General features: G+C 51.6%; 19 protein-coding genes. 12 read left to right on the forward strand and 7 right to left on the reverse strand.

Translation table 11 applies throughout. From position 1 onward, the window contains the following. Nucleotides 1–170 precede the first annotated feature (170 nt). Entirely contained in the window at nt 171–1,169 is a 999-nt protein-coding gene (locus ACAW87_RS18735) for a hypothetical protein (RefSeq protein ID WP_370725172.1), read from the forward strand. An 86-nt stretch (nt 1,170–1,255) separates the two neighbouring features. Here the strand turns inward: ACAW87_RS18735 and rocD are convergent, their stop codons facing one another. Next, nucleotides 1,256–2,503: an ornithine--oxo-acid transaminase gene (gene rocD / locus ACAW87_RS18740; protein ID WP_370725173.1), complete on the reverse strand. Its 1,248-nt coding sequence runs from the start codon at nt 2,501–2,503 to the stop codon at nt 1,256–1,258. Between the two features lie 111 nt (nt 2,504–2,614). Between rocD and ACAW87_RS18745 the strand changes: the two genes are divergently transcribed. Together ACAW87_RS18745 and rpmB are read left to right on the forward strand one after the other, a co-directional pair. Continuing rightward, nucleotides 2,615–2,785, forward strand: coding sequence for a C1orf53 family protein (locus ACAW87_RS18745; protein WP_370725174.1), 171 nt, complete (start codon nt 2,615–2,617; stop codon nt 2,783–2,785). A 60-nt stretch (nt 2,786–2,845) separates the two neighbouring features. Next, nucleotides 2,846–3,085: a 50S ribosomal protein L28 gene (gene rpmB / locus ACAW87_RS18750; RefSeq protein WP_085410917.1), complete on the forward strand. Its 240-nt coding sequence runs from the start codon at nt 2,846–2,848 to the stop codon at nt 3,083–3,085. A gap of 66 nt (nt 3,086–3,151) precedes the next feature. On the opposite strand, the gene ACAW87_RS18755 is transcribed toward rpmB, so the two are convergent. Beyond that, complete coding sequence (locus ACAW87_RS18755; protein ID WP_370725175.1) at nt 3,152–4,414, reverse strand: aspartyl protease family protein; 1,263 nt, start codon at nt 4,412–4,414, stop codon at nt 3,152–3,154. Nucleotides 4,415–4,571: 157 nt separating this feature from the next. Here ACAW87_RS18755 and tpiA point away from each other — a divergent pair, with 157 nt between their 5' ends. Together tpiA and ACAW87_RS18765 are read left to right on the forward strand one after the other, a co-directional pair. Next, nucleotides 4,572–5,333 (forward strand): triose-phosphate isomerase, encoded by a 762-nt coding sequence (gene tpiA / locus ACAW87_RS18760; RefSeq protein WP_370725176.1) that lies wholly within the window; start codon nt 4,572–4,574, stop codon nt 5,331–5,333. 88 nt (nt 5,334–5,421) lie between these two features. Then, nucleotides 5,422–5,928 (forward strand): cupin domain-containing protein, encoded by a 507-nt coding sequence (locus ACAW87_RS18765; protein WP_370725177.1) that lies wholly within the window; start codon nt 5,422–5,424, stop codon nt 5,926–5,928. 44 nt (nt 5,929–5,972) lie between these two features. Here the strand turns inward: ACAW87_RS18765 and ACAW87_RS18770 are convergent, their stop codons facing one another. Both ACAW87_RS18770 and hpt read right to left on the reverse strand, forming a co-directional pair. After that, nucleotides 5,973–7,619: an ArnT family glycosyltransferase gene (locus ACAW87_RS18770; protein ID WP_370725178.1), complete on the reverse strand. Its 1,647-nt coding sequence runs from the start codon at nt 7,617–7,619 to the stop codon at nt 5,973–5,975. Between the two features lie 175 nt (nt 7,620–7,794). After that, a complete protein-coding gene (hpt, locus tag ACAW87_RS18775; protein WP_370725179.1) occupies nt 7,795–8,328 on the reverse strand; it encodes a hypoxanthine phosphoribosyltransferase in 534 nt (177 codons plus the stop codon). 117 nt (nt 8,329–8,445) lie between these two features. Here hpt and ACAW87_RS18780 point away from each other — a divergent pair, with 117 nt between their 5' ends. The 4 genes from ACAW87_RS18780 (at nt 8,446) to ACAW87_RS18795 (ending at nt 13,583) form a co-directional block, all read left to right on the forward strand. Then, the gene (locus tag ACAW87_RS18780) at nt 8,446–9,672 is read left to right on the forward strand and encodes a tetratricopeptide repeat protein (RefSeq protein ID WP_370725180.1); all 1,227 of its coding nucleotides are present in this window, start codon (nt 8,446–8,448) and stop codon (nt 9,670–9,672) included. Nucleotides 9,673–9,727: 55 nt separating this feature from the next. Beyond that, nucleotides 9,728–10,075: a winged helix-turn-helix domain-containing protein gene (locus tag ACAW87_RS18785; protein WP_370725181.1), complete on the forward strand. Its 348-nt coding sequence runs from the start codon at nt 9,728–9,730 to the stop codon at nt 10,073–10,075. A 113-nt stretch (nt 10,076–10,188) separates the two neighbouring features. Next, nucleotides 10,189–11,439, forward strand: a complete 1,251-nt coding sequence (locus ACAW87_RS18790) for an alpha/beta hydrolase family protein (RefSeq protein WP_370725333.1) — start codon at nt 10,189–10,191, stop codon at nt 11,437–11,439. A 341-nt stretch (nt 11,440–11,780) separates the two neighbouring features. Continuing rightward, nucleotides 11,781–13,583 (forward strand): hypothetical protein, encoded by a 1,803-nt coding sequence (locus ACAW87_RS18795; protein WP_370725182.1) that lies wholly within the window; start codon nt 11,781–11,783, stop codon nt 13,581–13,583. 20 nt (nt 13,584–13,603) lie between these two features. Here the strand turns inward: ACAW87_RS18795 and ACAW87_RS18800 are convergent, their stop codons facing one another. Beyond that, complete coding sequence (locus ACAW87_RS18800) at nt 13,604–15,871, reverse strand: TonB-dependent receptor (RefSeq protein ID WP_370725183.1); 2,268 nt, start codon at nt 15,869–15,871, stop codon at nt 13,604–13,606. Nucleotides 15,872–16,101: 230 nt separating this feature from the next. On the opposite strand from ACAW87_RS18800, the gene ACAW87_RS18805 reads away from it, so the two are divergent. After that, nucleotides 16,102–18,672: a TonB-dependent receptor gene (locus tag ACAW87_RS18805; RefSeq protein WP_370725184.1), complete on the forward strand. Its 2,571-nt coding sequence runs from the start codon at nt 16,102–16,104 to the stop codon at nt 18,670–18,672. Nucleotides 18,673–18,758: 86 nt separating this feature from the next. On the opposite strand, the gene ACAW87_RS18810 is transcribed toward ACAW87_RS18805, so the two are convergent. Further along, nucleotides 18,759–19,220: an Lrp/AsnC family transcriptional regulator gene (locus ACAW87_RS18810; RefSeq protein ID WP_370725185.1), complete on the reverse strand. Its 462-nt coding sequence runs from the start codon at nt 19,218–19,220 to the stop codon at nt 18,759–18,761. Nucleotides 19,221–19,397: 177 nt separating this feature from the next. Then, nucleotides 19,398–19,697: a TIGR03643 family protein gene (locus ACAW87_RS18815; protein ID WP_370725186.1), complete on the reverse strand. Its 300-nt coding sequence runs from the start codon at nt 19,695–19,697 to the stop codon at nt 19,398–19,400. Nucleotides 19,698–19,777: 80 nt separating this feature from the next. Here ACAW87_RS18815 and ACAW87_RS18820 point away from each other — a divergent pair, with 80 nt between their 5' ends. Together ACAW87_RS18820 and mutL are read left to right on the forward strand one after the other, a co-directional pair. Next, the gene (locus ACAW87_RS18820; protein WP_370725187.1) at nt 19,778–20,617 is read left to right on the forward strand and encodes an enoyl-CoA hydratase-related protein; all 840 of its coding nucleotides are present in this window, start codon (nt 19,778–19,780) and stop codon (nt 20,615–20,617) included. 42 nt (nt 20,618–20,659) lie between these two features. Continuing rightward, complete coding sequence (gene mutL, locus ACAW87_RS18825; RefSeq protein WP_370725188.1) at nt 20,660–22,774, forward strand: DNA mismatch repair endonuclease MutL; 2,115 nt, start codon at nt 20,660–20,662, stop codon at nt 22,772–22,774. The last annotated feature ends 15 nt before the right edge of the window (nt 22,775–22,789 follow it).

The raw sequence follows: 22,789 nt of genomic DNA on the forward strand, positions 1-22,789 counted from the left end.
TCAGGCTACCAATCCGCTTAAATCAAAAATCCGCGGTTATCGTTTTAAATCCCTTTAATCCGCGTACCACTAATTACCCGCGTATCCATCAATATCCGCGTGCCCACTAAAAGATACTGTTGGGCTGCTCTTTATCGTTTTATTAGTGACGTTTACCCATACGCTCACTGATGAACAACATACGCTCTTTAACAACTGCTTTTGCAGGTACGTTGCTGACGGCTTCGCTATCTGCTCAACCTTCTGTCGCACCTCCTCCGGCGTTTATTTGCAACTATACAGGCGGTAGCGCACCCTCTGTTCCATGTACATACAAGGGGCAGACTACCAGCAGTCACGCTACCCGCGTGATTGACCGCATCTTGAAGCCAATCGGCCTCATGCAGAATTTTAAGGTGCTCGAATGTCCTGAAACACGCAACTGCTTTGCGGCTGTTATGAACGGTCAGCGGTTCATCGTTTATGATGGCGCTTTCATGCAGCAACTTCAGGATGCTACGGAGACCGACTGGTCGGCTACCAGCATTATGGCTCACGAAATTGGTCACCATTTGCAGGGGCATACCCTGGCTCCGGGCGGCAATTCGCACCAGAAAGAACTGGAGGCCGATCGTTTCTCGGGGTTTGTGTTGCATCAGCTTGGGGCTACCCTCGATGAGTCGCTGGTAGCAATCCGGGCACTAGGAAGTGTGTCGGCCTCAGCTTCGCACCCCAGCCGCGCGACTCGTCTGGATGCCATCCGAAAAGGCTGGACCGAAGCGGATGGCATTTATCCGCGTACGAAAACAGTAGCGCCCAGTAGACCGGCTCCGCCTGTTGTTGCCGCCGCCCCCCGGCCAGCCGTTGACAATAAGCCAACGGCTTCCGATGCGGTAGTACCAGCTATGGCTACACAGGTTTACCCAGACGGTCGGGTAAAATATCAGGGCGGTGTGCTCATGAACCTGCGAACAGGTTACGGTGTCTACTACTATCCCAATGGTGACCGCTATGCCGGGCAGTTCGCTTATGACCATCCGCACGGTAAAGGCACCTATTATTTTGCCGATGGCGATAAGTTCGTAGGTACGTTCCGAAACGGAAAACGCTCGGGACCGGGTACGTTACTTAACGCCGACGGTGAAGTGGAAGAAGAAGGAAACTACGTGAACGATGTGCTAAGGAATTAGAAGCAAGAGGTGAGAATCAAGAGACAAGATTCTGCCCACAACAGACCTATCTTGTCTCTTGCTTCTCACCTCTTGCTTCTAATTCCTTAAAACCCTTGCACCGTTTTTTCAATAATATCGCAGGCTTCGTTCATTTGGGCTTCGGTGATGACCAGGGGAGGAGCGAAGCGAATTTTGTCGCCGTGGGTGGGTTTGCAGAGTAGACCGTTGTCGCGCAGACGCAGGCACAGTTCCCAGGCCGTCTCATCGCCTAGCTCGGGGCGCTCCTGAATCACAATGGCATTAAGCAGGCCTTTTCCACGTACTAGTTTGATAAGGTCAGTTTTGGCGCTGAGGGCATTCATGCGGTTGCGAAACAGTTGGCCCATTGCTTCGGCGTTTTCGGCCAGGTGCTCATTTTGAACCACATCAAGAGCCGCCACGGCCACGGCACAGCCCAGTGGGTTGCCACCAAACGTGCTGCCATGCTCGCCGGGACGGATGGTGAGCATGATTTCGTCGGAAGCCAACACGGCCGAAACGGGCAACACGCCGCCCGACAGGGCTTTGCCAAGTACCAGAATATCGGGTTTTACCTCTTCGTGGTCGCAGGCTATCCGGCGACCCGTTCGTCCAATGCCGGTCTGCACTTCATCGGCAATGAACAGTACGTTATATTTTGTGCAAAGGGCACGTACCCCACGTAGGTAACCATCGTTGGGCACCAGCACACCCGCTTCACCCTGAATGGGTTCGACCATAAAGCCAGCAATGTTGGGGTCAGCAGCAAAAGCGGCCTCCAGCGCGTTCAAATCATTGTAGGGAACCAACACATAGCCGGGCAGTAACGGTCCGTAATCGTTGGTGCTGCTTGGATCGGTTGACGAAGAGATGGCAGCAAGTGTACGTCCCCAGAAATTACCTTCGGCAAATACCGTTTTGGCCATGTTCTGGGGGATACCTTTGACTTTGTAAGCCCATTTGCGGGTTAATTTCAGCGCCGTTTCGCCCGCTTCTACGCCCGAATTCATCATCAGCACTTTGTCGAAGCCAAAATAATCGCAGAGGTATTTTTCGCACTTCCCCAACTGATCATTGTGGAATGCCCGCGATGTAAGCGTTAAGCGTTGTGCCTGTTGGGTTAGTGCACCGATAATGTGCGGGTGGCAATGACCCTGACTTACAGCACTATAAGCAGATAAAAAATCGTAGTAGCGTTTGTTGTCCAGATCCCAGACAAACACACCTTCGCCCCGCGTGAGCACTACCGGCAGCGGGTGGTAATTATGGGCTCCGTATTGATCTTCAAGGTGAATAGCCTGTTCGGCAGGGGAGGGCGGGGTAGATAGAAGCATCGGAGCGTTTACTTAAATTTTTAGATTGGTGTCTGGCTATACGTCAAAACCATTCGAGTCAACAGGCTGTTGCTCTGAGGAGTCTACCGTAAAGATACATACCTGAACACCATGGCTGATAACCAACCAAGGAAACGAAAGCTCCCCGGCCTGGCCGACGACGATTACTATTACACGAAGGAAGGATTTGTTGTATTCACAGCTGCTTACCACCAGAAACGGGGTTATTGTTGCAAAAGCGGATGCCGGCATTGCCCTTATGGGTACAGAAAAGAAAAATAATTTGCACATTCACAGGGATTTCGCCAATTTTGCACCCTCATACGGAAAACGAGTACAGTCATGGCCAGAGTTTGTCAAATTACAGGAAAGCGGACGCAGGTTGGTAACAACGTATCGCACGCCAACAATAGAACGAAACGTAAATTCTTCCCGAACCTTCAAAAGAAGCGATTCTTTGTTGAATCGACGGGCGAATGGATTACGTTAAAAGTTTCGACGTCGGCCATCAAGACGATCAATAAAAAAGGTCTGGAAGCGACCCTTCTCGATGCCTATAAAAAAGGCACTTTGTCGGTGTAGTCGACCGTTGCACATCCTGCGTGAACGTCCGTATTAGCCTCCTTCCCGAGCGGAAGGAGGCTTTTTTTAGATCATGCGTTTCAGCGCGAAATTGACAACCAGGTATTGCCCGTTGCGGCGTACAACCAGCGTAATCTCTTTGCCCTCGCCACGTTGCAATGATTTGTTAATATCGCTGATGCTTAGCGTACTCGCCAATTCGCTGTTGACAAACATCAATTCGTCGTCTTCCTGTAAACCAGCCATATCGGCAGGCGAATCTACCCTGATCTTTTCAATATAATAGGTACGTAGCCGATCGCCTTTGGCTTTCAATTCCAGACCGCTCATGTCGTGCTCGAACTGTTCGCGGAGTAGTCGGCGTACGGGTTTCAAGACAATATATTGTTCAGGGTAATTGAAAGTAACCTGAAACCGACGTAGCAGTTCGCAGCCCACGTTGCCCTGCCGGTCCGTTGTGTTCACTATCCGCATACCGAACGACGAACTATCGGGAAACGAGGCAATGACGTTGTGCAGTTTATGCCGCCCCAACCTAAGCCCTTCAATACGCCCCAAGCTACCATTGATGACGCCGTTTAAACCCCGGCCTAATTGCGCCCGCAACAGCTTTTCGGGACGGGGTAGTGCACAGATTTCCGACTGTCCATCGAGCATCAAGGCATGACCGGCACCGGTGTCGAGAACTACGCGTAGCGGCACCGTTCGCTGATCGGAAAGGAGGGCAGTAACGTCCAGGTAAGGCTTGGCGTTCTGAATGATGATAGGATAGCGGTCGCCGTGCCGCGCTTTGTACTTGTACTTTTTAGGTTGTGTCAGCGTCAGCTCCCGGTTGCGAAAGTCAATGTTCACGACGAAGCTATTGAAGAGGTCGTAGCCAAAGATGCCATGAATGGGTATACCGACGTATTCGGAGAGTTGTAGAATATCATCTTCCAGAACAACCATGTTTTGATGCGACGCGTGCATCACCCCCATTGACAGTTCGTTGTCGATGGCAACGATGGCCGATAGGTTACCTCCTTCACCGGCACCACTCAGTTTTATTTTGCGAGTCAGTTTAAGGGGTTGTTTCTTCAGCGCCAGCGGATCGGTAACAATGGTGTTGCTTACGCCGGTATCCAGAATAAAGTTGAGCGTGTCTGAATTGTTGATCCGTAGCTTGACCACAATCAGATTGGAATGGAGTTCGAAGGGAATCCGCGCTGAGGTGCGGTTCCCTTTCAGATAATAGCCGAAACGGTCTTTTTCAGGGGTTTTGGGACTATCGGTTGCAAACGCCGACAGGGTGCCGAAAAGTAACCCAAGTAATAGGTACAGCGCTTTCATGATTTTGAGGTATTGTACCAGAAAATTACCATAAAAACTCTATAAATCTATAAAAAGTTGAGACTAAGGCGACTGATTCACAAAGGTTTCCGGCATTCGATCGAAAACCCGTAATTTCGCCTGCTTTCTAAGCCTTACATACTAAGTTAAAAGACGCATGCGCAAGAAGATCGTTGCTGGTAACTGGAAAATGAACAAAACCGCCGATGAGGGTCTGGCCCTGGTTTCGGAGGTAACAAACATGATTAACGCCGAGGTAACTGGCGAGGTAATTGCGGTACTGTGCCCTCCGGCGCTTTATCTGACCACCTATAAATCATACTTGACGGGAGATAAACTGGCCTTAGGTGCTCAAAACTGCCACGAGAAAGAATCAGGAGCCTACACCGGCGAAATCTCGGCCACTATGCTGAAGTCGGTGGGTGTTCAGTATGTGATTCTGGGACACAGCGAGCGTCGGCAGTATTTTGCCGAAACAAACGCGCAACTGGCCGAAAAAGTAAACACTGCGCTGGCCAATGGCCTGACGCCTATTTTCTGCTGCGGCGAATCGCAGGATTTGCGGGAGAATGGTGATTACGTTGGCTTCGTCAAGAATCAACTCACCGAGAGCTTATTCCACCTATCGGCCGAAGAGATGGCCAACATCGTTATCGCGTACGAACCCATCTGGGCTATCGGCACGGGCTTAACGGCTTCGTCTGCTCAGGCGCAGGATATGCACTACGAATTGCGTCAGCACCTGGCTAGTCAGTACGGCGACGAGGTGGCCCAGAATACAAGCATCTTGTATGGTGGTAGCTGCAACGCGCAAAACGCCGAAGAAATCTTTGCTCAGCCCGACGTAGATGGCGGACTGATCGGCGGCGCTTCCCTAAAATCCCGCGATTTCGTCACCATCGTTAAAGCGAGACAGTAAACAGTTAACAGTTAACAGTTATCAGCGCTGCAACTTTACTTTCATCCCGCAGCGCTGATAACTGATAACTGTTTACTGACAACTGACCATGACAGCATCGGGGTATATCGCGGCGTTTGGGATGGAGGCGCATCCTGAGGGCGGTTTCTATGTGCAAACGTATGAGGCGGCGGAGCACATTTCGAAGGCTGCATTGCCTGATCGGTTTGGCGGCGACCGGCCTTATAGTACCGCTATTTACTTCCTGTTGGAAAATCACCATCGCTCGGCCCTGCACCGGATTCAAAGCGATGAAGTCTGGCATTTCTACGCGGGTGGGCCACTACACGTGTATATGATCGAACCCGGTTCAGGTACGTTGTCTGTTATTCGACTTGGTAGTAATCCGGAGCGGGGCGAAGTTTTCCAGGCGGTTGTACCGGCGGGTTACTGGTTTGGCTCGAAACCGGTTGGTCTGGCCGACGAGCCGCCTTTTTCGCTGGTAGGCTGCACCGTAGCTCCTGCCTTCAACTTCGCCGAGTTTGAACTGGCTAACCAAGCGGATATGCTGACGCTGTTTCCACAGCATAAAGCCATTATTGAGCTGCTGACGTAACCGTTTTGAGTTCGTCAGGTAACGGCGCATTTTGAGTTACACGATTACTTCCGCTCGAAAATGACGTAGCCATTTTCTTCTTTCACCAGCCGTAAATTCGGGTGCGAACGGTAGCGATCGGCAATGGTGATTTTGGTGATCAGGTACGTTGGCTTGTCAACAGGGCCTTCGATGAGATAGGCTTCCTCTTTCGTGCGTGGGTTTACCGGTGGCTGTTTGCGGAAATAGAATAGCTGAGCATAACTCTTGTAACCGATGGGCTCAGCGTATACATCCTGCCCCTGTTTCGATTCATAGAAACGCACCACTGTTCCCTGCACGTACTCTTCAATATTCGGGACAACAAGGCTTAGATAAAGCCATAAACAAACGGCTGTAGCCATAAACAGTGTCCAGACCGAACCTGGCAAGCCGTTGTTGTGCGACAACTGCCGACGTTGCACCACATTAGCCAGTTTCATGATAGCGGTTGCTAACACAGCCAGGTACGTTGCTCCGATAATCCATTCCCAACCGCCCCAATTCACATTTGCCTGTAGATTGGCCACGGCAAACGGGTCTTTAATGTAAGGAATGAGCGTGGTTTTGAACTGCCCTACTACCGGCAGGAGTGTGAGTAGCAAGCCTAGTAGACCACCCACAACCAGCAACGCGGCGGTGAGCCAGCGTGGCCACATTGCGCGACCCGTCAGCAGGTCGTGTATGTGTCGGGCGGACAGGTATGACACCGGGAACCAGGCCATGCTGGAGTAATGCACGATCTTGGTTTTTACGATCGAAAACAGGATCATTACCACCCAGAACAGCACCACCATCCACAACCGAAAATCGCGTGGGTCGCGGTTGGCAGTCAGGTAGCGAATGGCGAAGATGGAAAGGGGAAAGCAACCTACCAGTACTACCACAAAATGGTAGTAGAACGGTTGACCGTGGCCGGCATCGGGTGTGCTGAAAAGGCGAATTTGGTAGGTGATAAATTCTTCCAGAAACCAGGGGCCGTTGCGGATAATTTCCAGACCGAACCAAAGCGATGCTATACCAAGAGCTGCTACGATCGCCAACAACGCATGAGATAAACGTAATAGCGGTCTGAAACGGGTAATGGCCCAGACAATGGCGAACGTTAAACCTGCCAATAAAGCGCCTACAGGTCCTTTCGTGAGCACGGCAAGTCCCACAAATAAACCCGCGATGGCTACTGATGGCAATGCACCCTGTTTTCCATATTTCTGAACGGCTTCGTAGACATAGCATACGCCAAGAAAGATGAACAGGTTGAAGGTGGGGTCGATGATGCCGGTTTTGAAATAAAGATGCGGGGTCAGTGCGCCCAGATAACCCAACGCCCACAGCATACCAAATTGAGAACCATGCAACCGTTTTCCCACGAAAAAGAAAGTCAGCAAGGTAACAATGCCGATGAGTGCGTTAGGTAGCCGGGCCGCATATTCACCCACGCCAAGCCAGCTCATGGCCGTAGCCTGAAGCCAGAAAAAAAGAGGCGGTTTTTCCCAGAACGGCTCAAAATTGATCTGTACACGGCTATAATTACCTGTTACCAGCATCTCCCTGGCCGACTCCGCAAAGTTGATCTCGTCCCAGTCGAACAGGTGAACGCGGCCAAGAAAAGGAAGGAAAAAAAAGGCACCCAGGGCCAGAATCAGGAGCGGATAGTAACGTGGAGCAGGCATAGGCTTACCCCTCACCCCCAGCCCCTCTCCCCCTACGGGAGAGGGGAGCCGCACTACAGTAGCTTCGCTGACACTGGCTAGCAGGGCTACTGCGAAATAGCTCCACTGAATAGCAGAGCTACGCTAAAGCGGCTCCCCTCTCCCAATGTGGGAGAGGGGTTGGGGGTGAGGGTCTTTACGATTCTTTCAATACAAAAATATCTTTCGTGTTCCGGCCAAGACCGTCGTAGTCGAGGCCGTAGCCGACAACGAATTCATTGGCGATTTCGAAACCAACGTAGGCCAGATCGACTGGTGTTTTCAGGGCGGTGGGTTTGAAAAGCAGCGTGGCGATGGCGATGGAGGCGGGATTCTTTTCGGCCAGTTGCTGGCAAACGTGCGCAATGGTCATTCCTGTATCCACAATGTCTTCAATCACAATCAGGTCGCGGCCAGTGATGACTTCGGTCAGGCCCAGAATCTCCTTTATTTTGCCTGTCGACGCCGTTTGTTCGTAGGAAGCTACCCGAATAAAGGTGATTTCACAGTCGATAGTCAGGTTCTTGAGCAGGTCGGCGGTAAATAGCACGGCCCCGTTCAGGACGCCTACAACCAGGGGACAACGGCCGGCATAGTCGCGGTTGATTTGGTCGGCCAGTTCAGAAATACGGTTCTGAAGCGTATCGCGGCCAATAAATGGCACAAACGTTTTGTCGAGTACAGTCAGCATCAATCAAAGGTACGGTAGAAATTGGACGCGTGTTAAACGGATATGCCTGTGCAAACGTTGTATAGGCGCAACCTCCGGCGGCACTACGTCGCGGTTTTGCCAGAGACTATTTTCACTATGTTCTTACGTATTCAGGTAATACTCGTTTCGTTTTTGCTGCTGGTGGCCTCGGTTGCCCAGGCACAGCTGTATTCATCGGCCGATTTCGACAAAAAATACGATGGGCTTTTGCACCATCCCGGCGTGCAGATCGAATCGGCGGAGGCGATCAATAGCATGTATAATTTTAAGTTTGCGGAGGCAGATCGGGAATTTCGCTGGTTACGACTTCGGTATCCCAGCCATCCGATGCCTTACTTCCTGATGGGTATGGCCGAGTGGTGGAAAATTGTGCCAAACACCGACGTTGAGGTGTATGATGACCGCTGCCTTGCCTTGATGGACACTACCATTACACTGGCGGAAAATCTGTACGAAAAAAGCGAAAACAAGCTTGAAGCTTCCTTTTTCTTAGCTGCTGCTTATTCGTTCAAAGGCCGCATTTATTCGGAACGAAAGAAGTGGACCAAAGCTACGTTTGCCGGTAAAAACGCGCTGAAATATTTCGACATGTGCAAGGGAAACGGCGAGTTAAAACCTGAACTCATGTTTGGCGATGGCCTGTATAACTATTACGCCAAGTGGATTCCCGAAAACTATTCGTTGTTAAAGCCGATTTTGATGTTCTTTCCAAAAGGGAATAAAGAGCAGGGAATTAGGGAACTGGAGAAAACGGCTAACAATGCATTCTACACCCGAGTAGAGGCGCGCTATTTCCTGCTACAGATATACAGCATGGAAAATCAGTACGATAAAGCCTACGATATGTCGAAATTCATGACGGAGCAATATCCTGATAATCCGTTCTTTGAGCGGTATTATGCCCGGTCGGCGTTTGTGAAAGGGAAACTCACAGAGGCGGAGAATGCGTCTAAGAATATACTGACCAAGATTGCTGCCGGTAAGAATGGATATGAAGGTGTAAGCGGACGAACAGCAGCCTATATTCTGGCGTATATCAACCAGAACTACTACCGAAATACAGGCGAAGCCAAAAAGTATTACCAGCAATCGATCGATTATGCGCTGGCGACAAACTCGAAAAATGCGGGTTATTACTGGTCGTCGCTACTGGGGCTGGGCCGAATTGCCGACGGAGAAAAGAACTACGATCAGGCGCGGGCCTATTACACCGAAGTATTAGACAACGCTGACAAAAAATCGGCGCAATACCTGGAAGCTAAAAAATCGGTTAAAGCCGGTAAACAGTCGCGCCGGGAAGAGCGCCGGAAGCGCCGGGAATAAAGAAACGTTATTAGCTTCGCGGTCATTGCGCAATGACAACAAACGACGTTTCACTATGAAAGACCTCCGCATCAACGGCCGTATCTGGCTCGAAACTACGTCTGGAGGCGAGACGGAGCGATTTTTAGGTATTGGTCGGATGGAACTGATGGGCCATATTCAGCAGACGGGCTCGATTAACAAAGCGGCTAAGGCCATGAAAATGTCGTATAAACGGGCGTGGGAACTGGTGCAGTCGATGAATAAACTGGCCGATGTACCGTTGGTTGTTACGCAGACTGGTGGCTCAACAGGCGGTGGCGCGGTGGTGACGCCCGAAGGAGAAAAGTACCTCACCCGGTATCAGGCGCTTCAGGTACGTTTCCAGCAGTTTCTGGCCGATGAACTGGCCACGTTTTCATAGCTGCTGATTCGGGATGAATCAGATAGCTTTACGGGAAATCTGAACTCCTATTCCTGATAACCGTGAGAATCAACGCTGTTTTCTGCCTGTTACCTTTATTTGTAGCCCTGACGATGACCTTTCAGGCGGTAGGTCAATCCTCCGGCGAGGCTTTTGTGACTGGTGACCCGCTACCCAACGCACCCGATCTGACGGCGCGGGGAACGTATAACGTGGGTGTACGAACCATGACCGTTGTGCACAAAGGGCAAGTCGACGTGCTGCATACGAAAGATGGAAAACATCCGCTCTACGACCGTTCACTTACCCTTGAAGTATGGTACCCGGCCCGTGTAGCAACCAATAAATCGGCGGTCATACAATACGAGTCAGTATTTGGCCGCTCCAATGACCCTAAACGTCCTATTGTTCCGTTCACTTTTCCCGGCCGGGCCAGCCGCGATGCTGCGCCAGACAATACAGGAGGAGCCTACCCGTTAGTGATTGTTTCACACGGCTACCCCGGCTCGCGGCTATTGCTTACGTACCTGACCGAAAATCTGGCCTCGAAAGGCTACGTAGTAGTCGCCATTGATCATGCCGAATCGACCTACCGTGATCTGGCAGCCTTTCCAAGTACACTGCTTAATCGGCCTCTCGATGACCTGTTTGTGTTGAATGAAATGGCCAGGATGGGTGCAAAAAATAGCGGTGGCTTTTTGGCTGGTTTGCTCAACGCCGACAACACAGCTCTGATTGGCTATTCGATGGGTGGTTATGGGGTGCTCAATGTAACGGGTGCCGGTTTCAGTCAGCAGGCCATGACCCTTTTTGGCAAAGCAACCGGTGGCAGCACGGCGCTCGAACCTCGCACCATGGCATCTCCGACCTATAAAAGCACGCTCGATCCCCGAATTAAGGCTGTGGTTGCGTTTGCGCCCTGGGGGATGGTCAATGGCGTTTGGGACGCCACCGGGCTGGCGGGCCTAACCCTGCCAACCCTTTTTGTAGCGGGTAGCAAAGACGATATCTCGGGGTATGAAAAAGGCATAAAAGCCATTTACGAGGGAGCCGTAAATGCCGACCGTTATATGCTAACCTACGTGAATGCCCGGCATAACGTGGCGCCTAATCCACCTCCGGCGGCATCGCTGTTGCCCGGTGCGCCCGCCGACGACTATGATCACTATGCCGAGCCCGCCTGGAATGAGCGCCGGATTAATAACATCAACCAGCATTTTGTAACGGCTTTTCTGGGTATCCATCTAAAAAAACTCGATTACGCTAAGTACCTGAACGTACCTGAGACAGACGCGGGTGGACCCTGGACTGGCTTCAAACCCCGCACGTCCGTTGGCCTCGAAATGCGCCACGCGAAACCTTAGTGAATAAAAAATTTGCTTACGCGTGGCCCTTCGACTCCGCTCAGGGTGATAGGAAAATAGAGTATGCTAGCTAAATACCTGGATGATTGATGTCACCCTGAGCGGAGTCGAAGGGCCACGCGTAAGCAAATCTTTTATTGCACTATCAACATGTTGGGATCGCGAGTGTGCTTAACTCACGGCATGCTCATTCAGCGCTGTATGATTAAAGTCAACTGAACGTCATTCAGTTGTCAGGAACTGGCCAAAGAGGCGCCGCTATCTTTATACACAGGAAGAGGCCTACTACAACGGTTGTCGTAGTAGGCCTCTTTGCATTCCTCTTTAATCAGTTTCTCTGCATGAACATCCCGGTTCACAGTTTTCATATTCCAGTCATGGGGCTGGCCTACACCATAGATACGCCGCTTAAAGTGGCCCGCTTCGGCATCAACTCGGTTATTTCTATTGTTGAAGACCGGCTTATCGAATCGATGCGTTCGCATTATTACCGGGTGGCCAACGAGCCATACGTACCCATACTGTCATCAGAAACCGATTTTCGGGCCCGCCGTATAACTGATTACCTCAATTTGATGAATCGACTGGTTCAGGAACAAATCGAGAAGGTGAAGCAGGCTACGCTTGAAGCCGGTTCTGAACTGGTCAGGTACGTCGACATGCTGCCCGACGGCAGTGCGCTGAAAGAGTTATACCAGCGAATGGTTGCCACCGACAGTGCGGTAGAAAAAGCCAGTCTGGAGCAACTTTTCCGAAGCCAGATTCAGGCCGGGAGCATCGACGTCAACATCATGACGAAGGTGGATAAAAACAACCTAGACAAACAAGGAGGTGCTCTCGATTCTGATGCGGTAGCCGCGTTAAGGGGCTACGCAAACAGTACGTTAACCAATTCGTCCATTATTTTTTCGGCGGGACTTAATCCGCGGTTGTTCAATGTCCTGGAAGGTTGCCCGGAGTTTGATGCCAAAGGGCCCGGTGAGTTCGATAAGAAAGTCGTTATCAAAGTCAGCGACTACCGGTCAGCACTAATTCAGGGCAAATACTTGGCGAAGAAAGGCGTTTGGGTGAGCGAGTTCAGGGTTGAATCGGGACTGAATTGCGGAGGCCACGCTTTTGCGACAGATGGCTACCTGATGGGGCCTATTCTGGAGGAATTCAAACAGAAGAAAGATGAGCTGATAGAGTCTCTTTTTAGTTTATATACCAATGCGTTACGCCAGAAAGGAAAGCCTGAATTTGCGGAGCCACACCCTATTAGTTTAACCGTACAGGGCGGTATTGGTACGCATACGGAAGACAATTTTTTGCGTCGCCATTATAACGCGGTAAGCACTGGTTGGGGAACGCCTTTTCTGCTGGTGCCGGAAGCCACCACCGTTGATGCCGATACGCTGGGCAAGTTGCAGAAAGCCGGTCAGCGTGATGTGGTGTTGAGCAAAGCCTCGCCGCTGGGCGTGCGGTTTTATTACCTGAAAGGCACCACGGCTGAAAGAGAAAAGCTGGACCGAATTACCAGAGGGGTAGCGGGTAGCCCGTGCACCGAAAAGCACCTGGTAACGAATACGGAATTTACCACCGAGCCCATCTGTACGGCCTCGCACCAATACCAGAAGCTAAAACTGGCGCAGCTTAAAGCCCTGAATTTGCCCGTTGCCGATTACACGAAGCAGGAATCGGAGGTGCTGGAAAAAGAGTGTTTATGCGTGGGCCTGAGCAACGCGGTATCGCTTGTATACGGGGTGCCGTTTCTGAAAAAACTGCACGCTGTCACCATCTGCCCCGGCCCCAACATCGCCTATTTCTCTCAAATCGCATCGTTGCAACAAATGATCGACCACATCTACGGGCGTACCGATTTGCTGAGTGGGCAGAAACGCCCGCATGTGTTTTTGAACGAACTGACGCAGTACCTGAATTACCTGACCGAACAACTCGCTGATCTGGATTTTACCGATCGGAAACGGGTGAATGCCATGACTACCTTCTGCCGAAATCTGGACGAAGGTATTTCTTATTACCGTGAGTTGGCACCTGAGTTGGGCGAGACATCAGCCGCCCAAAACGACTTTCTGACGGGTCTGTCTGAGGCCCACCAACAGTTACAGGAACTCGCGCAAGCCTTTGTTGCCGTGGCTGCCTGACAAGTTGTAAGTGCCGGTTGCTACCAGAAATAAGTCCAGCTCAGACGGGCGAAAAATGGGGTGCCTGGGGTAAAGTGAATTTCGTTGATCGGAGTTGCTTCGCCCTGTAGGCGGCTTTCGGTGGCAAACTGCGTTTCTTTCCAGCGAACATCGAACAGATTTTGCACCGATAGGCCCAGCGTGTAGTTCTTTTTGCCGTAGTTGAGTTGCAGGTCGTTGACAAAATAGCCCGCCGCTACAATAGAATTGTCTTCGTTGGCAGGTCGGTCGGCTATGTACCGGTAACGTAGCGAGCCGCTCAGCCCCGAATTGGTTTGTAGCGATAAGCCGCCGGTCGACGTGAATACGGGGGCTAGTGGCAGGTAGTTCTGGCCTGCTTCCAGACCAATAGCGCGGGGTTTGGCCGTGTTCAAATCCAGGTCGGCGTAGAGGTGCCGGGTAAGTTGATACCGCGCTGACAGGTCGATGCCCATCCGGCGCGAGCGGCCGCTGGGTTCAACCACACCTTCGTCGCCCACATAGACGAACTCCTGTTCCAGCCACAAATACCAGGCGGCGGCATTGATCAGCAATTTGGGAAATGGCTTCATAATGACGCCTAGATCAGAGCCGTAGGCGGCAGGTAAAATTTCGCCGGTACGCCGGAGCGGTCCCTGTTGGGCCACCACCACCCGCGCATCATTCGAGTGGAAACCCCGGCCCGTGTTCAGATAGATTTGCCAGGAAGGGTTCACCGTGTAATAGACGTTTAGTTTAGGTGAAAAAATACCCTGTGTGGCGTGACCTGTTGTTGCTGTCAGCAAGTCGGCGTACTGACTTCGGAAAAAATCGTAACGTACCCCGGCATTGACCGTGACCCGGTCCGACAGCTGAATCAGTTCATCGGCGTAGAGGGCGGCGTTCAGTTCATTGATATTCCCGTACTGAAGCCGATTGAGTGTTTCGACCCGGTTTCGGGTGCGCGACAGTTCGGTTTCCTTCGTCATATCCTGCCGGTACTGCGCACCCAGCGTAGTAGTCCACTGGCTTTTACCCACTGTTGTTTGCGTAGAATAACTGCCGTTGTAGCCAAACAGATTACGCCGCTCTTTCTGCCGAATCTGATCGCCGTTCACCGTGTCTTCCTTGAAAAATGTAAAGTTGGAATACAGTTCAAACTTGTAGTTGCTGTAGAACAACTGCTGTTTGATGACGTGATTGCGGGGCGTAACGGTCACCAGTTGCACATTGGCGTTAGTACGGCTTGTTTCGCCGCCTTCGGTAGGGTCAACGGATCCAAAGAAGCCGGTCAGCCCCGATTCAACAGCCCGATCAGGAATCTGGCCCGAGTGGTTCCATTTGCTCCAGAATGTTGACCCTGTTACGGTTAGCTCGGTATTGGGCGACAGATGGCCGTGGTATTTTCCCAGAACGTTGAGCCGGTTGAACCGTTGTGGATTATCGAAGTACGAATCTGAATACGAATATTCTGAACCGATGTAAGCCGATTGGTTTTTGGCTCTGGCTTGTTTGCCCAGCAGGTCAACGCCCGCCACGGCCCGGTAGGTGCCGTACTGCCCCACTTCGAGTTTAGCAAATGACCGGTCGAGAACGGTGCGCGTACGAAAGTCGACCCAGCCTGCTGTGGCCAGATTTCCTTTATCGGCCTGATAGGTGCCTTTTTTGAAATCAACACCCTCAACCAGTTCGGGAATTACGAAGTGGAGATCGGCGTAGCCTTGTCCATGGGCGTGCGACACCATGTTTACCGGCATACCATCTACCGTCAGGCGAATATCGGTGCCGTGATCGAGATCGAAACCGCGCAGAAAAATCTGTTCAGCTTTTCCTCCACCCGCATGTTGCCCAATGAAGAGGCCCGGTACGAGGCGCAAAATTTCCTGCGAGTTGGTAATGGGCCGAACCTTGATATCCAGGCTGCTGATCAACTGCTGATCGTGTGCCCGCGCTGCCGATACCGTTATTTCGCCAAGCTGAACAGTGGCGGGTTGCATCTTGATTTGTATGGCTGTAACGCGGTCGTGGTCAACAGTGGCCTTCACGCTAATAGGTGCATAGCCCAGGTACGTTAATTCGATCCGGTATGGCGCGGCGGGTAGATTGGTGAAGCGATACTGGCCCAATTCGTTGGTGACGGTTGCCCTGCCTATACCCCACAGTTGAACGTTTACGCCCCGGATAGGTAGTCCGGTAGCCTCATCAGTAACGGTCCCAACTAAACTTCCCTGATGAGCGAGTGCCAGGTGGACATCAACAAATAACCAGAATAAAAGAAAGAGGTAGCGCACAGTCTGTCTGATGAGTAATGGATGAGTTTGCAAAGAACGCTATCAGAACGCTTTGCCAAAATACGTACCTGCCTGTAAGAAAAACGTATTTGTCAGTTGTAGCTACATGACGTTGGAGGCAATACGACACCTGAGGTAGCGCATCCCGTTCCCTACTATTTCCAGATAAATGAAGCGTTATTTTCGTCTGGATAGAACGAGTCGTTATATTTGGTCAGAGATAACGCTTTATGAAACGACTTTTTATCCTCTTTTTGTTAACGCGGTCACTTGCATTGGCGCAAACGCCAACCAGCAAGACAACGTCATCTGGGGATACACTTCGCAACATTCAACTGAATAGCGTAGTAGTTTCTGCTTCCCGCTTGCCGGAAAGCCTGTTGAAATCGCCGGTGAGTATTGAATTGCTGGATGCCCGGCAGATTAGATTATCGACGCAACCGTCTTATTTTGAAGCGATTGAAAACCTGAAAGGTGTACAGTCGCTCACATCGAGCCTGGGTTTTAAGGTGTACAATACACGCGGGTTTGCCAATCCAACCAATGTTCGGTTTGTGCAACTGGTCGACGGAATGGATAATCAGGCACCGCACATTGGCGCACCCATTGCCAACGCCCTAGCTCCGTCTGATCTGGATATTCAGCGGGTCGAGGTAGTGCCGGGGGCATCGTCGGCCTTGTATGGGTTAAACGCGCTGAACGGACTGGTTCAACTGATCACAAAAGATCCGTTCACATCGCAGGGCCTGAGCTTTAGCCAGAAAACAGGCGTCAACCACGTTAGTCACGCGCAGGTCCCGGCAAAAGCGTACAGTGAAACGGCGCTGCGGTATGCGCATGTCTTCGGTACGCAGATTGCCGTGAAAGTGAACCTGACCTACCAGCGCGGCTACGACTGGATTGCCAGCGATAACAGTGATCTGAACGCCAACGCTAATCGTTCTCTGGGGCTAACCGGTACCGATAATCCCGGCCGTGATCTGGTGAACACGTACGGTGACGAATCGGCCAACCGGCGCACGCTGACGCTGGCGGGTAGACGCTATGTGGTGGCACGCACGGGGTACGAGGAAGCCGAAACAACCGATCTTTCGCTGAATAACTTGCGGGGCGATGCGGCGATTATCTGGCGACCGAAACCCAATCTTACCATGTCGTACAACTATAAAGCCGCCACCCTCGACAACGTTTACCAGCGCACCAACCGCTTCCGCCTCGACAATTACCGCCTCGATCAGCACGGTTTGTCGCTCAAATCGCCGTCGGTCAATATTCGCGCCTACCGAACCCACGAAAACACCGGCGATTCGTATAACATCCGGTCTATGGCCGAGAATATTGACCGGTCGTTTAAGTCAGATAACCAATGGTTCGCTGATTTCAGCAATCAATTTCTGACCAGTATACAAGCTGGTCAACCAACTGCCCCGGCATTGCAGGTAGCCCGTGCTGCCGCTGATCAGGGTCGACCGCAGCCCGGATCAGAAACGTTTGGTGATCAGATAGATAAACTGCGCGATATTAATAACTGGGATATAGGAGCGGCCCTTCGGGTGCAATCGTGGATGTATCATGCCGAGGGACAGATCGAACCCACGCAATCGTTCTGGTCGGGCTTTCGGCAGAAAACGGGTATCAATATCCTGGCTGGGCTCGATTACCGGCAATATGTCGTTTTTCCGGATGGTAACTACTTCATAAACCCCGACGGATCTGATCGCAACTTGATTTACGACAAAACCGGTGCCTTCGTGCAAGCTTCACGCTCGTTTATCGACGAGAAACTCAAACTGACCGGCTCACTTCGGGTCGACAAAAATCGGTATTTTGATGCTCGACTGAATCCACGCATTTCGGCGGTGTATTCGCCTGTTGATCAGCACAATTTCCGGGCATCATACCAGACCGGATACCGATTTCCGTCGTTGTTTGAGGCATTTTCCAACGTGAATTCGGGTGGGGTCAAGCGGGTGGGTGGATTGAGAGTGATGTCGCAGGGAATTTTCGAGAGTTCGTACCTGCGTACTTCGATCGATGCATTCCAGGCAGCTATTACCAATGACGTGAATATCAATAGGCTGACGACCAATCAGGCAATTGAGAAGAACAAAAGGTTGCTAAAACCTAACACGTATACGTACCTGAAGCCCGAGCAGGTGAATAGTATTGAGCTGGGTTATAAGGGGTTGCTCTTCGCTGATCGGCTCTTTATCGATGTTGATTTCTATTACAACGTCTATAAAAACTTCATGGCGCAGGTCGAAGCCAACGTACCCAGAAGCACCATCGCCGATTCGATTCCTTACTATCTCGCCGACCGTACTAAACAGGATCGTTACCGTCTCTGGACCAACTCGAAAACGCGGGTGTACAACTACGGATCCAGCATCGGCGCGCGTTATTCGGCGGGGCGTAACTGGGTGTTATCGGGTAACGCCTCGCTGGCCCGCCTCGACCGTACCGATCAGGGCGACGGGCTGGAAGAAGCCTTCAATACGCCTATGTGGATCACTAACGTGGGCATTGGCAACCCGGCGGTGTGGCGCAGTTTAGGGTTCTCGGTCAACTACAAGTACCAACGTACGTTTCTGTGGCAATCGGCACTGGCAACGGGTATGGTTCCGGCTATTAACACGTTTGATGCGCAGGTTAGCTACGTGCTGCCCAAACCGAGTCTGTCAGTCAAGCTTGGCGGCACCAACCTGTTGAATCGCCCCTATACCACATTCACGGCTGGCCCGTCGGTCGGTGGCTTTTACTACGCCACGGTGACTCTGTTGGAGTTAAGAGTTAAGAATTAAGAGTGAAGAATTAAGAATGGCTCTGCTGAGGCACCGGATGGTGATCAGGCAGAGCCATTCTTAATTCTTCACTCTTAATTCTTAACTCACGGAATCGGCATCACTTTGCTTTCCTTGAAGGTCGACAGGATGACCATGGATTGCGTACTGGCTACTTCTTCAATTTCGTTGATGATCTCGAGCATCAGTTTCTGGTACGAGGCAATGTCATGCGAAATCACTTTCAACAGAAAATCGCCCGAACCGGTGATGTGATGGCACTCGATGATCTCAGGAATTTCGTCTACCCGCGCCACAAACGAGTCGGTAACCATTTTTTTGTGCCCTACCAGGTTGACCATCACGAAGGTGGTAACCCCGAGGCCCACTTTCTCGCGGTCAAGCTGAGCATGGTAACTCTGAATGATACCTGAGGTTTCTAATTTTTTAACGCGTTCGAGCGTGGGTGCGGGGGAGAGACCAATCTCTTTGGAGAGTTGTGCGTTGGTGATCTTAGCGTTAGATTGAAGAATATCTAGAACCTTGCGGTCGATCTGGTCAAGTTTCATCTGCGACAGGGTTTGTCTTTAAAGAACGTTTCGTTTTTGGTCGTACAAAGCTACGTACCTAAACGTATTTATTCTAAAATCATGCCGCTTTTATGCGATATCATAAAATAAAAATTTGGTTAATGGCAAATTAACCGCATAATATTGGGAATAGATTCGTCTAATTTTTTCTCCGAATTATCGCTTCGAGATTTTGTTGTGTGTGATAATCCGCTGGCTTTTCGACCGGAAACGAGGATCTTCCCCTTCTTCGACTAGGGGTGACTTTGCCGTATGCTTGGTTTTACGACCCTGTACCCGCGCCCGCCACATTCTGAATGAAGAGGCTTTCATTTCTAGACGCATGACGTCTATTACCTGTTTTTCCGTCAGGCCAAACTGAGCCTCGATGGCATCAAAAGGGGTACGGTCTTCCCATGCCATTTCAACGACACGGTCGAGATCAGCTTGCGAAAGGGGTTGCTGCGTTGTGTTCATACCTGATAAACCAAGATTACCACCGTTGAGTTGTGAATAAACACCCTATCAAGACTCACGACTAAGTACTGACGACTTCTATGCACTACACTCGCGCCCAGACTGCCGATTTACTCACCCGCCCCTTGCGCTACCTGCTCGTTGACCAGACGGATCACGTATTGACGGTGACGCTGAATCGGCCTGAAAAGAAAAATGCCCTGCATCCGCCCTTACTGGCCGAACTGGCGTTTACGTTGGCGTATGCACAAGATACCCCGGCGGTGTGGGTTGTTGTGCTGGCAGCAGCTGGCAACGTGTTTTGCGCGGGTATGGATCTAAAAGCACTGACGGCGGGAGATACTGAAGCGCTGAACCCCGCCACGGTAGGGCAGGCTGTACCTGAACCTGATGGGCCAATCCGGGTGGGAGAGTTGATGGCGGCTCTGCACAAACCCTGTATCGTGCGTATTCAGGGGCCGGTATACGCGGGTGGGTTATTACTGGTCGGTGGGGCTACTTATGCCGTGGCGGCAGAAACCGCTACGTTTTCGTTGCCCGAAGTAAAACGCGGTTTGTTTCCGTTTCAGGTGCTGGCGGTACTAACGAACCTGATGCCGGCCCGCAAAGCGCTCGACCTGTGCCTGCGCGGACAAACATTAACTGCTAATGAGGCAATGAATATCGGGTTGGTGACACAGGTTGTTTCTCCGGACGATCTGGATAACGCTATAGCCACCCTGGTAACCGAGCTGAAACAAGGCTCGCCAACAGCGTTGCGGTTTGGCATGGAGGCTTACCAAGCCCTTAAAAGCATACCCGTCAGCGAGCAACAGGCCTTCCTGTATGAACAATTTACCCGGATTCAGCAGACCGACGATGCCCGGGAAGGTATGGCTGCTTTCCTGGAAAAACGGGCTCCTGTTTGGCAGAATCAATGAGTATTTAAGAGACTATTTTTGTGGTTTACCTGTTGTCTTTTTATGCAGAATATCATCCAGCTTTTGCCCGATTCGATCGCCAACCAGATTGCGGCCGGTGAGGTTGTGCAGCGACCCGCTTCGGTGGTGAAAGAGCTACTGGAGAACGCCGTTGATGCGGGTGCCAAGTCGGTACAACTCGTGGTGCGCGACGCCGGTCGAACACTCGTGCAGGTGATCGACGATGGAAAAGGCATGACCGAAACCGACGCCCGCATGAGCTTTGAACGCCACGCCACGTCGAAAATCCGTACGTCCGACGATCTGTTTAAGATCCGTACGATGGGCTTTCGGGGCGAGGCGCTGGCATCTATCGCGGCCGTGGCTCAGGTAGAGATGCGCACTCGCCGTGCCGATGATGAGCTGGGTACGTTGGTGCGTATCGAAGGGTCGGATATTAAGGCGCAGGAAGCGGTGTCGTGTTTGCCGGGTACAAATTTACTGGTGAAGAACCTGTTTTTTAACGTACCTGCCCGGCGTAATTTCCTGAAGTCTAACTCGGTAGAGATGCGCCACATTATCGACGAGTTTCAGCGGGTAGCGCTAGCTAACCCTGAAGTCGGCTTTTCGCTGTTTCACAATGACCAGGAAGTGTTTAATCTGGTGGCCGGAAAACTGAGCCGGCGAATTGTGGATATGTTCGGCAAAGGATACCGGGAACAACTGGCATCCTGCGATGAAGAAACGCCCTATGTGTCGGTACATGGGTACATCGGTAAGCCCGAATCGGCCAAAAAGACGCGGAACGAGCAATATTTTTTCGTTAACAACCGCTACATCAAGCACAGTTACCTGCACCATGCCGTGGTAGGGGCTTACGAAGGCACTATTCCCGACGGGCATCATCCATTCTACGTGCTGTTTATCGAGATTGATCCGTCGCACATCGATATCAATATTCACCCTACCAAAACCGAAATCAAGTTCGATGATGAGCGGTCGATTTATGCCATTGTGATGGCTGCCGTTCGCAAAGCCATTGGGGTGTATAACCTGTCGCCTTCGCTTGATTTTGAACTGGACGTTAATTTTTTGGCAGGGCGGGGCAGCAACGGCGGAAGTGATGCCATCGGCAAACATTTTGCCCCAGGTGCCCGCCCCGTCGGTGGGGGAGAGGCGGGCCTGAATGCGCCCAATGCCCGCCCCGTTACGCCTTCCTGGAACAAAACGCCTGCCGATGCTGGGGCCGATAACCGGCCACCAGTGCCTGCTCACCACGAGGCCCCTAAAAAAGTAACGCCTCAGAACTGGCAAGCCCTTTTCGAGGCCCGGAAAGCAGAGCAACCCGCCGATGCCAAACCGACTAGTGAGGGTAACTGGCTCGATAGTGCCCCCCGCCCGGAACCGCCCCGCCGATATGATGGCGTGGCTACAGATCCGCAGCCAGACCAAACTGCTCAGACAGACGTATCTGGCTCTGCATTTTCGTCGGGTACGTTGCCGATACAGCATGATGAATCTGCTTTTAGCCCGGTATTCTCCGATGCACCCGTTACCATGGGGAGCCGGGCCAATCAGATAGCGGGCACCACTGAACGCTTGACCGACGAAGTAGAAACGGCGGTTATTCAGGTGAAAAACCGGTATCTGCTTACCACCGTAAAATCAGGTTTATTGCTGATCGATCAGCGGGCGGCCTACGAACGTATTCTGTACGATCAGTTTCATTCGGCGCTGACCAAGCTAAACGGAGCCTCGCAACAGTTGTTGTTTCCCAAAACGGTAACCGTATCGGCGGTCGATTATCAACTCGCTCTGGACCTGCGGATGGAATTGGAAAGTGTTGGTTTTCAGTTCGACGAGTTAGGAGCGCACACGTTTGTAATTCGGGGGGTGCCAGCGCAAACGGCCGATGAGCGGGAAGAAGAATTATTTGCCAATCTGCTGGCGCAACTCCGCGAAGATACGGGCCGTATGAAGTTAGACCGGTCAGAAGCTCTGGCGCGATCGTTGGCGCGGCGGTCGGCAACGCGCCATCAGAAGCCACTGAGCCAAACCGAACGGCGCGCTCTGGTCGATCAGTTGTTTGCTTCGGCCAATCCAAGCTATACGCCCGGTGGTGAATCAATTACATCCTTGTTATCGCTCGATAAACTGTCTGGCCTACTTAAAGGTTAAGTTACCTAGACAACT

Source organism: Fibrella aquatica, assembly GCF_041321135.1.
In the GTDB taxonomy this organism is placed as follows: domain Bacteria; phylum Bacteroidota; class Bacteroidia; order Cytophagales; family Spirosomataceae; genus Fibrella; species Fibrella aquatica.

Coding starts and splice junctions, on each gene's coding strand:
- ACAW87_RS18735 (WP_370725172.1), top strand. CDS start 171: ATGAACAACATACGCTCTTTAACAACTGCTTTTGCAGGTACGTTGCTG.
- ACAW87_RS18755 (WP_370725175.1), bottom strand. CDS start 4,414: ATGAAAGCGCTGTACCTATTACTTGGGTTACTTTTCGGCACCCTGTCG.
- ACAW87_RS18745 (WP_370725174.1), top strand. CDS start 2,615: ATGGCTGATAACCAACCAAGGAAACGAAAGCTCCCCGGCCTGGCCGAC.
- rpmB (WP_085410917.1), top strand. CDS start 2,846: ATGGCCAGAGTTTGTCAAATTACAGGAAAGCGGACGCAGGTTGGTAAC.
- mutL (WP_370725188.1), top strand. CDS start 20,660: ATGCAGAATATCATCCAGCTTTTGCCCGATTCGATCGCCAACCAGATT.
- rocD (WP_370725173.1), bottom strand. CDS start 2,503: ATGCTTCTATCTACCCCGCCCTCCCCTGCCGAACAGGCTATTCACCTT.
- ACAW87_RS18810 (WP_370725185.1), bottom strand. CDS start 19,220: ATGAAACTTGACCAGATCGACCGCAAGGTTCTAGATATTCTTCAATCT.
- ACAW87_RS18770 (WP_370725178.1), bottom strand. CDS start 7,619: ATGCCTGCTCCACGTTACTATCCGCTCCTGATTCTGGCCCTGGGTGCC.
- ACAW87_RS18795 (WP_370725182.1), top strand. CDS start 11,781: ATGAACATCCCGGTTCACAGTTTTCATATTCCAGTCATGGGGCTGGCC.
- ACAW87_RS18820 (WP_370725187.1), top strand. CDS start 19,778: ATGCACTACACTCGCGCCCAGACTGCCGATTTACTCACCCGCCCCTTG.
- ACAW87_RS18790 (WP_370725333.1), top strand. CDS start 10,189: ATGACCTTTCAGGCGGTAGGTCAATCCTCCGGCGAGGCTTTTGTGACT.
- ACAW87_RS18780 (WP_370725180.1), top strand. CDS start 8,446: ATGTTCTTACGTATTCAGGTAATACTCGTTTCGTTTTTGCTGCTGGTG.
- ACAW87_RS18815 (WP_370725186.1), bottom strand. CDS start 19,697: ATGAACACAACGCAGCAACCCCTTTCGCAAGCTGATCTCGACCGTGTC.
- ACAW87_RS18805 (WP_370725184.1), top strand. CDS start 16,102: ATGAAACGACTTTTTATCCTCTTTTTGTTAACGCGGTCACTTGCATTG.
- hpt (WP_370725179.1), bottom strand. CDS start 8,328: ATGCTGACTGTACTCGACAAAACGTTTGTGCCATTTATTGGCCGCGAT.
- ACAW87_RS18765 (WP_370725177.1), top strand. CDS start 5,422: ATGACAGCATCGGGGTATATCGCGGCGTTTGGGATGGAGGCGCATCCT.
- tpiA (WP_370725176.1), top strand. CDS start 4,572: ATGCGCAAGAAGATCGTTGCTGGTAACTGGAAAATGAACAAAACCGCC.
- ACAW87_RS18785 (WP_370725181.1), top strand. CDS start 9,728: ATGAAAGACCTCCGCATCAACGGCCGTATCTGGCTCGAAACTACGTCT.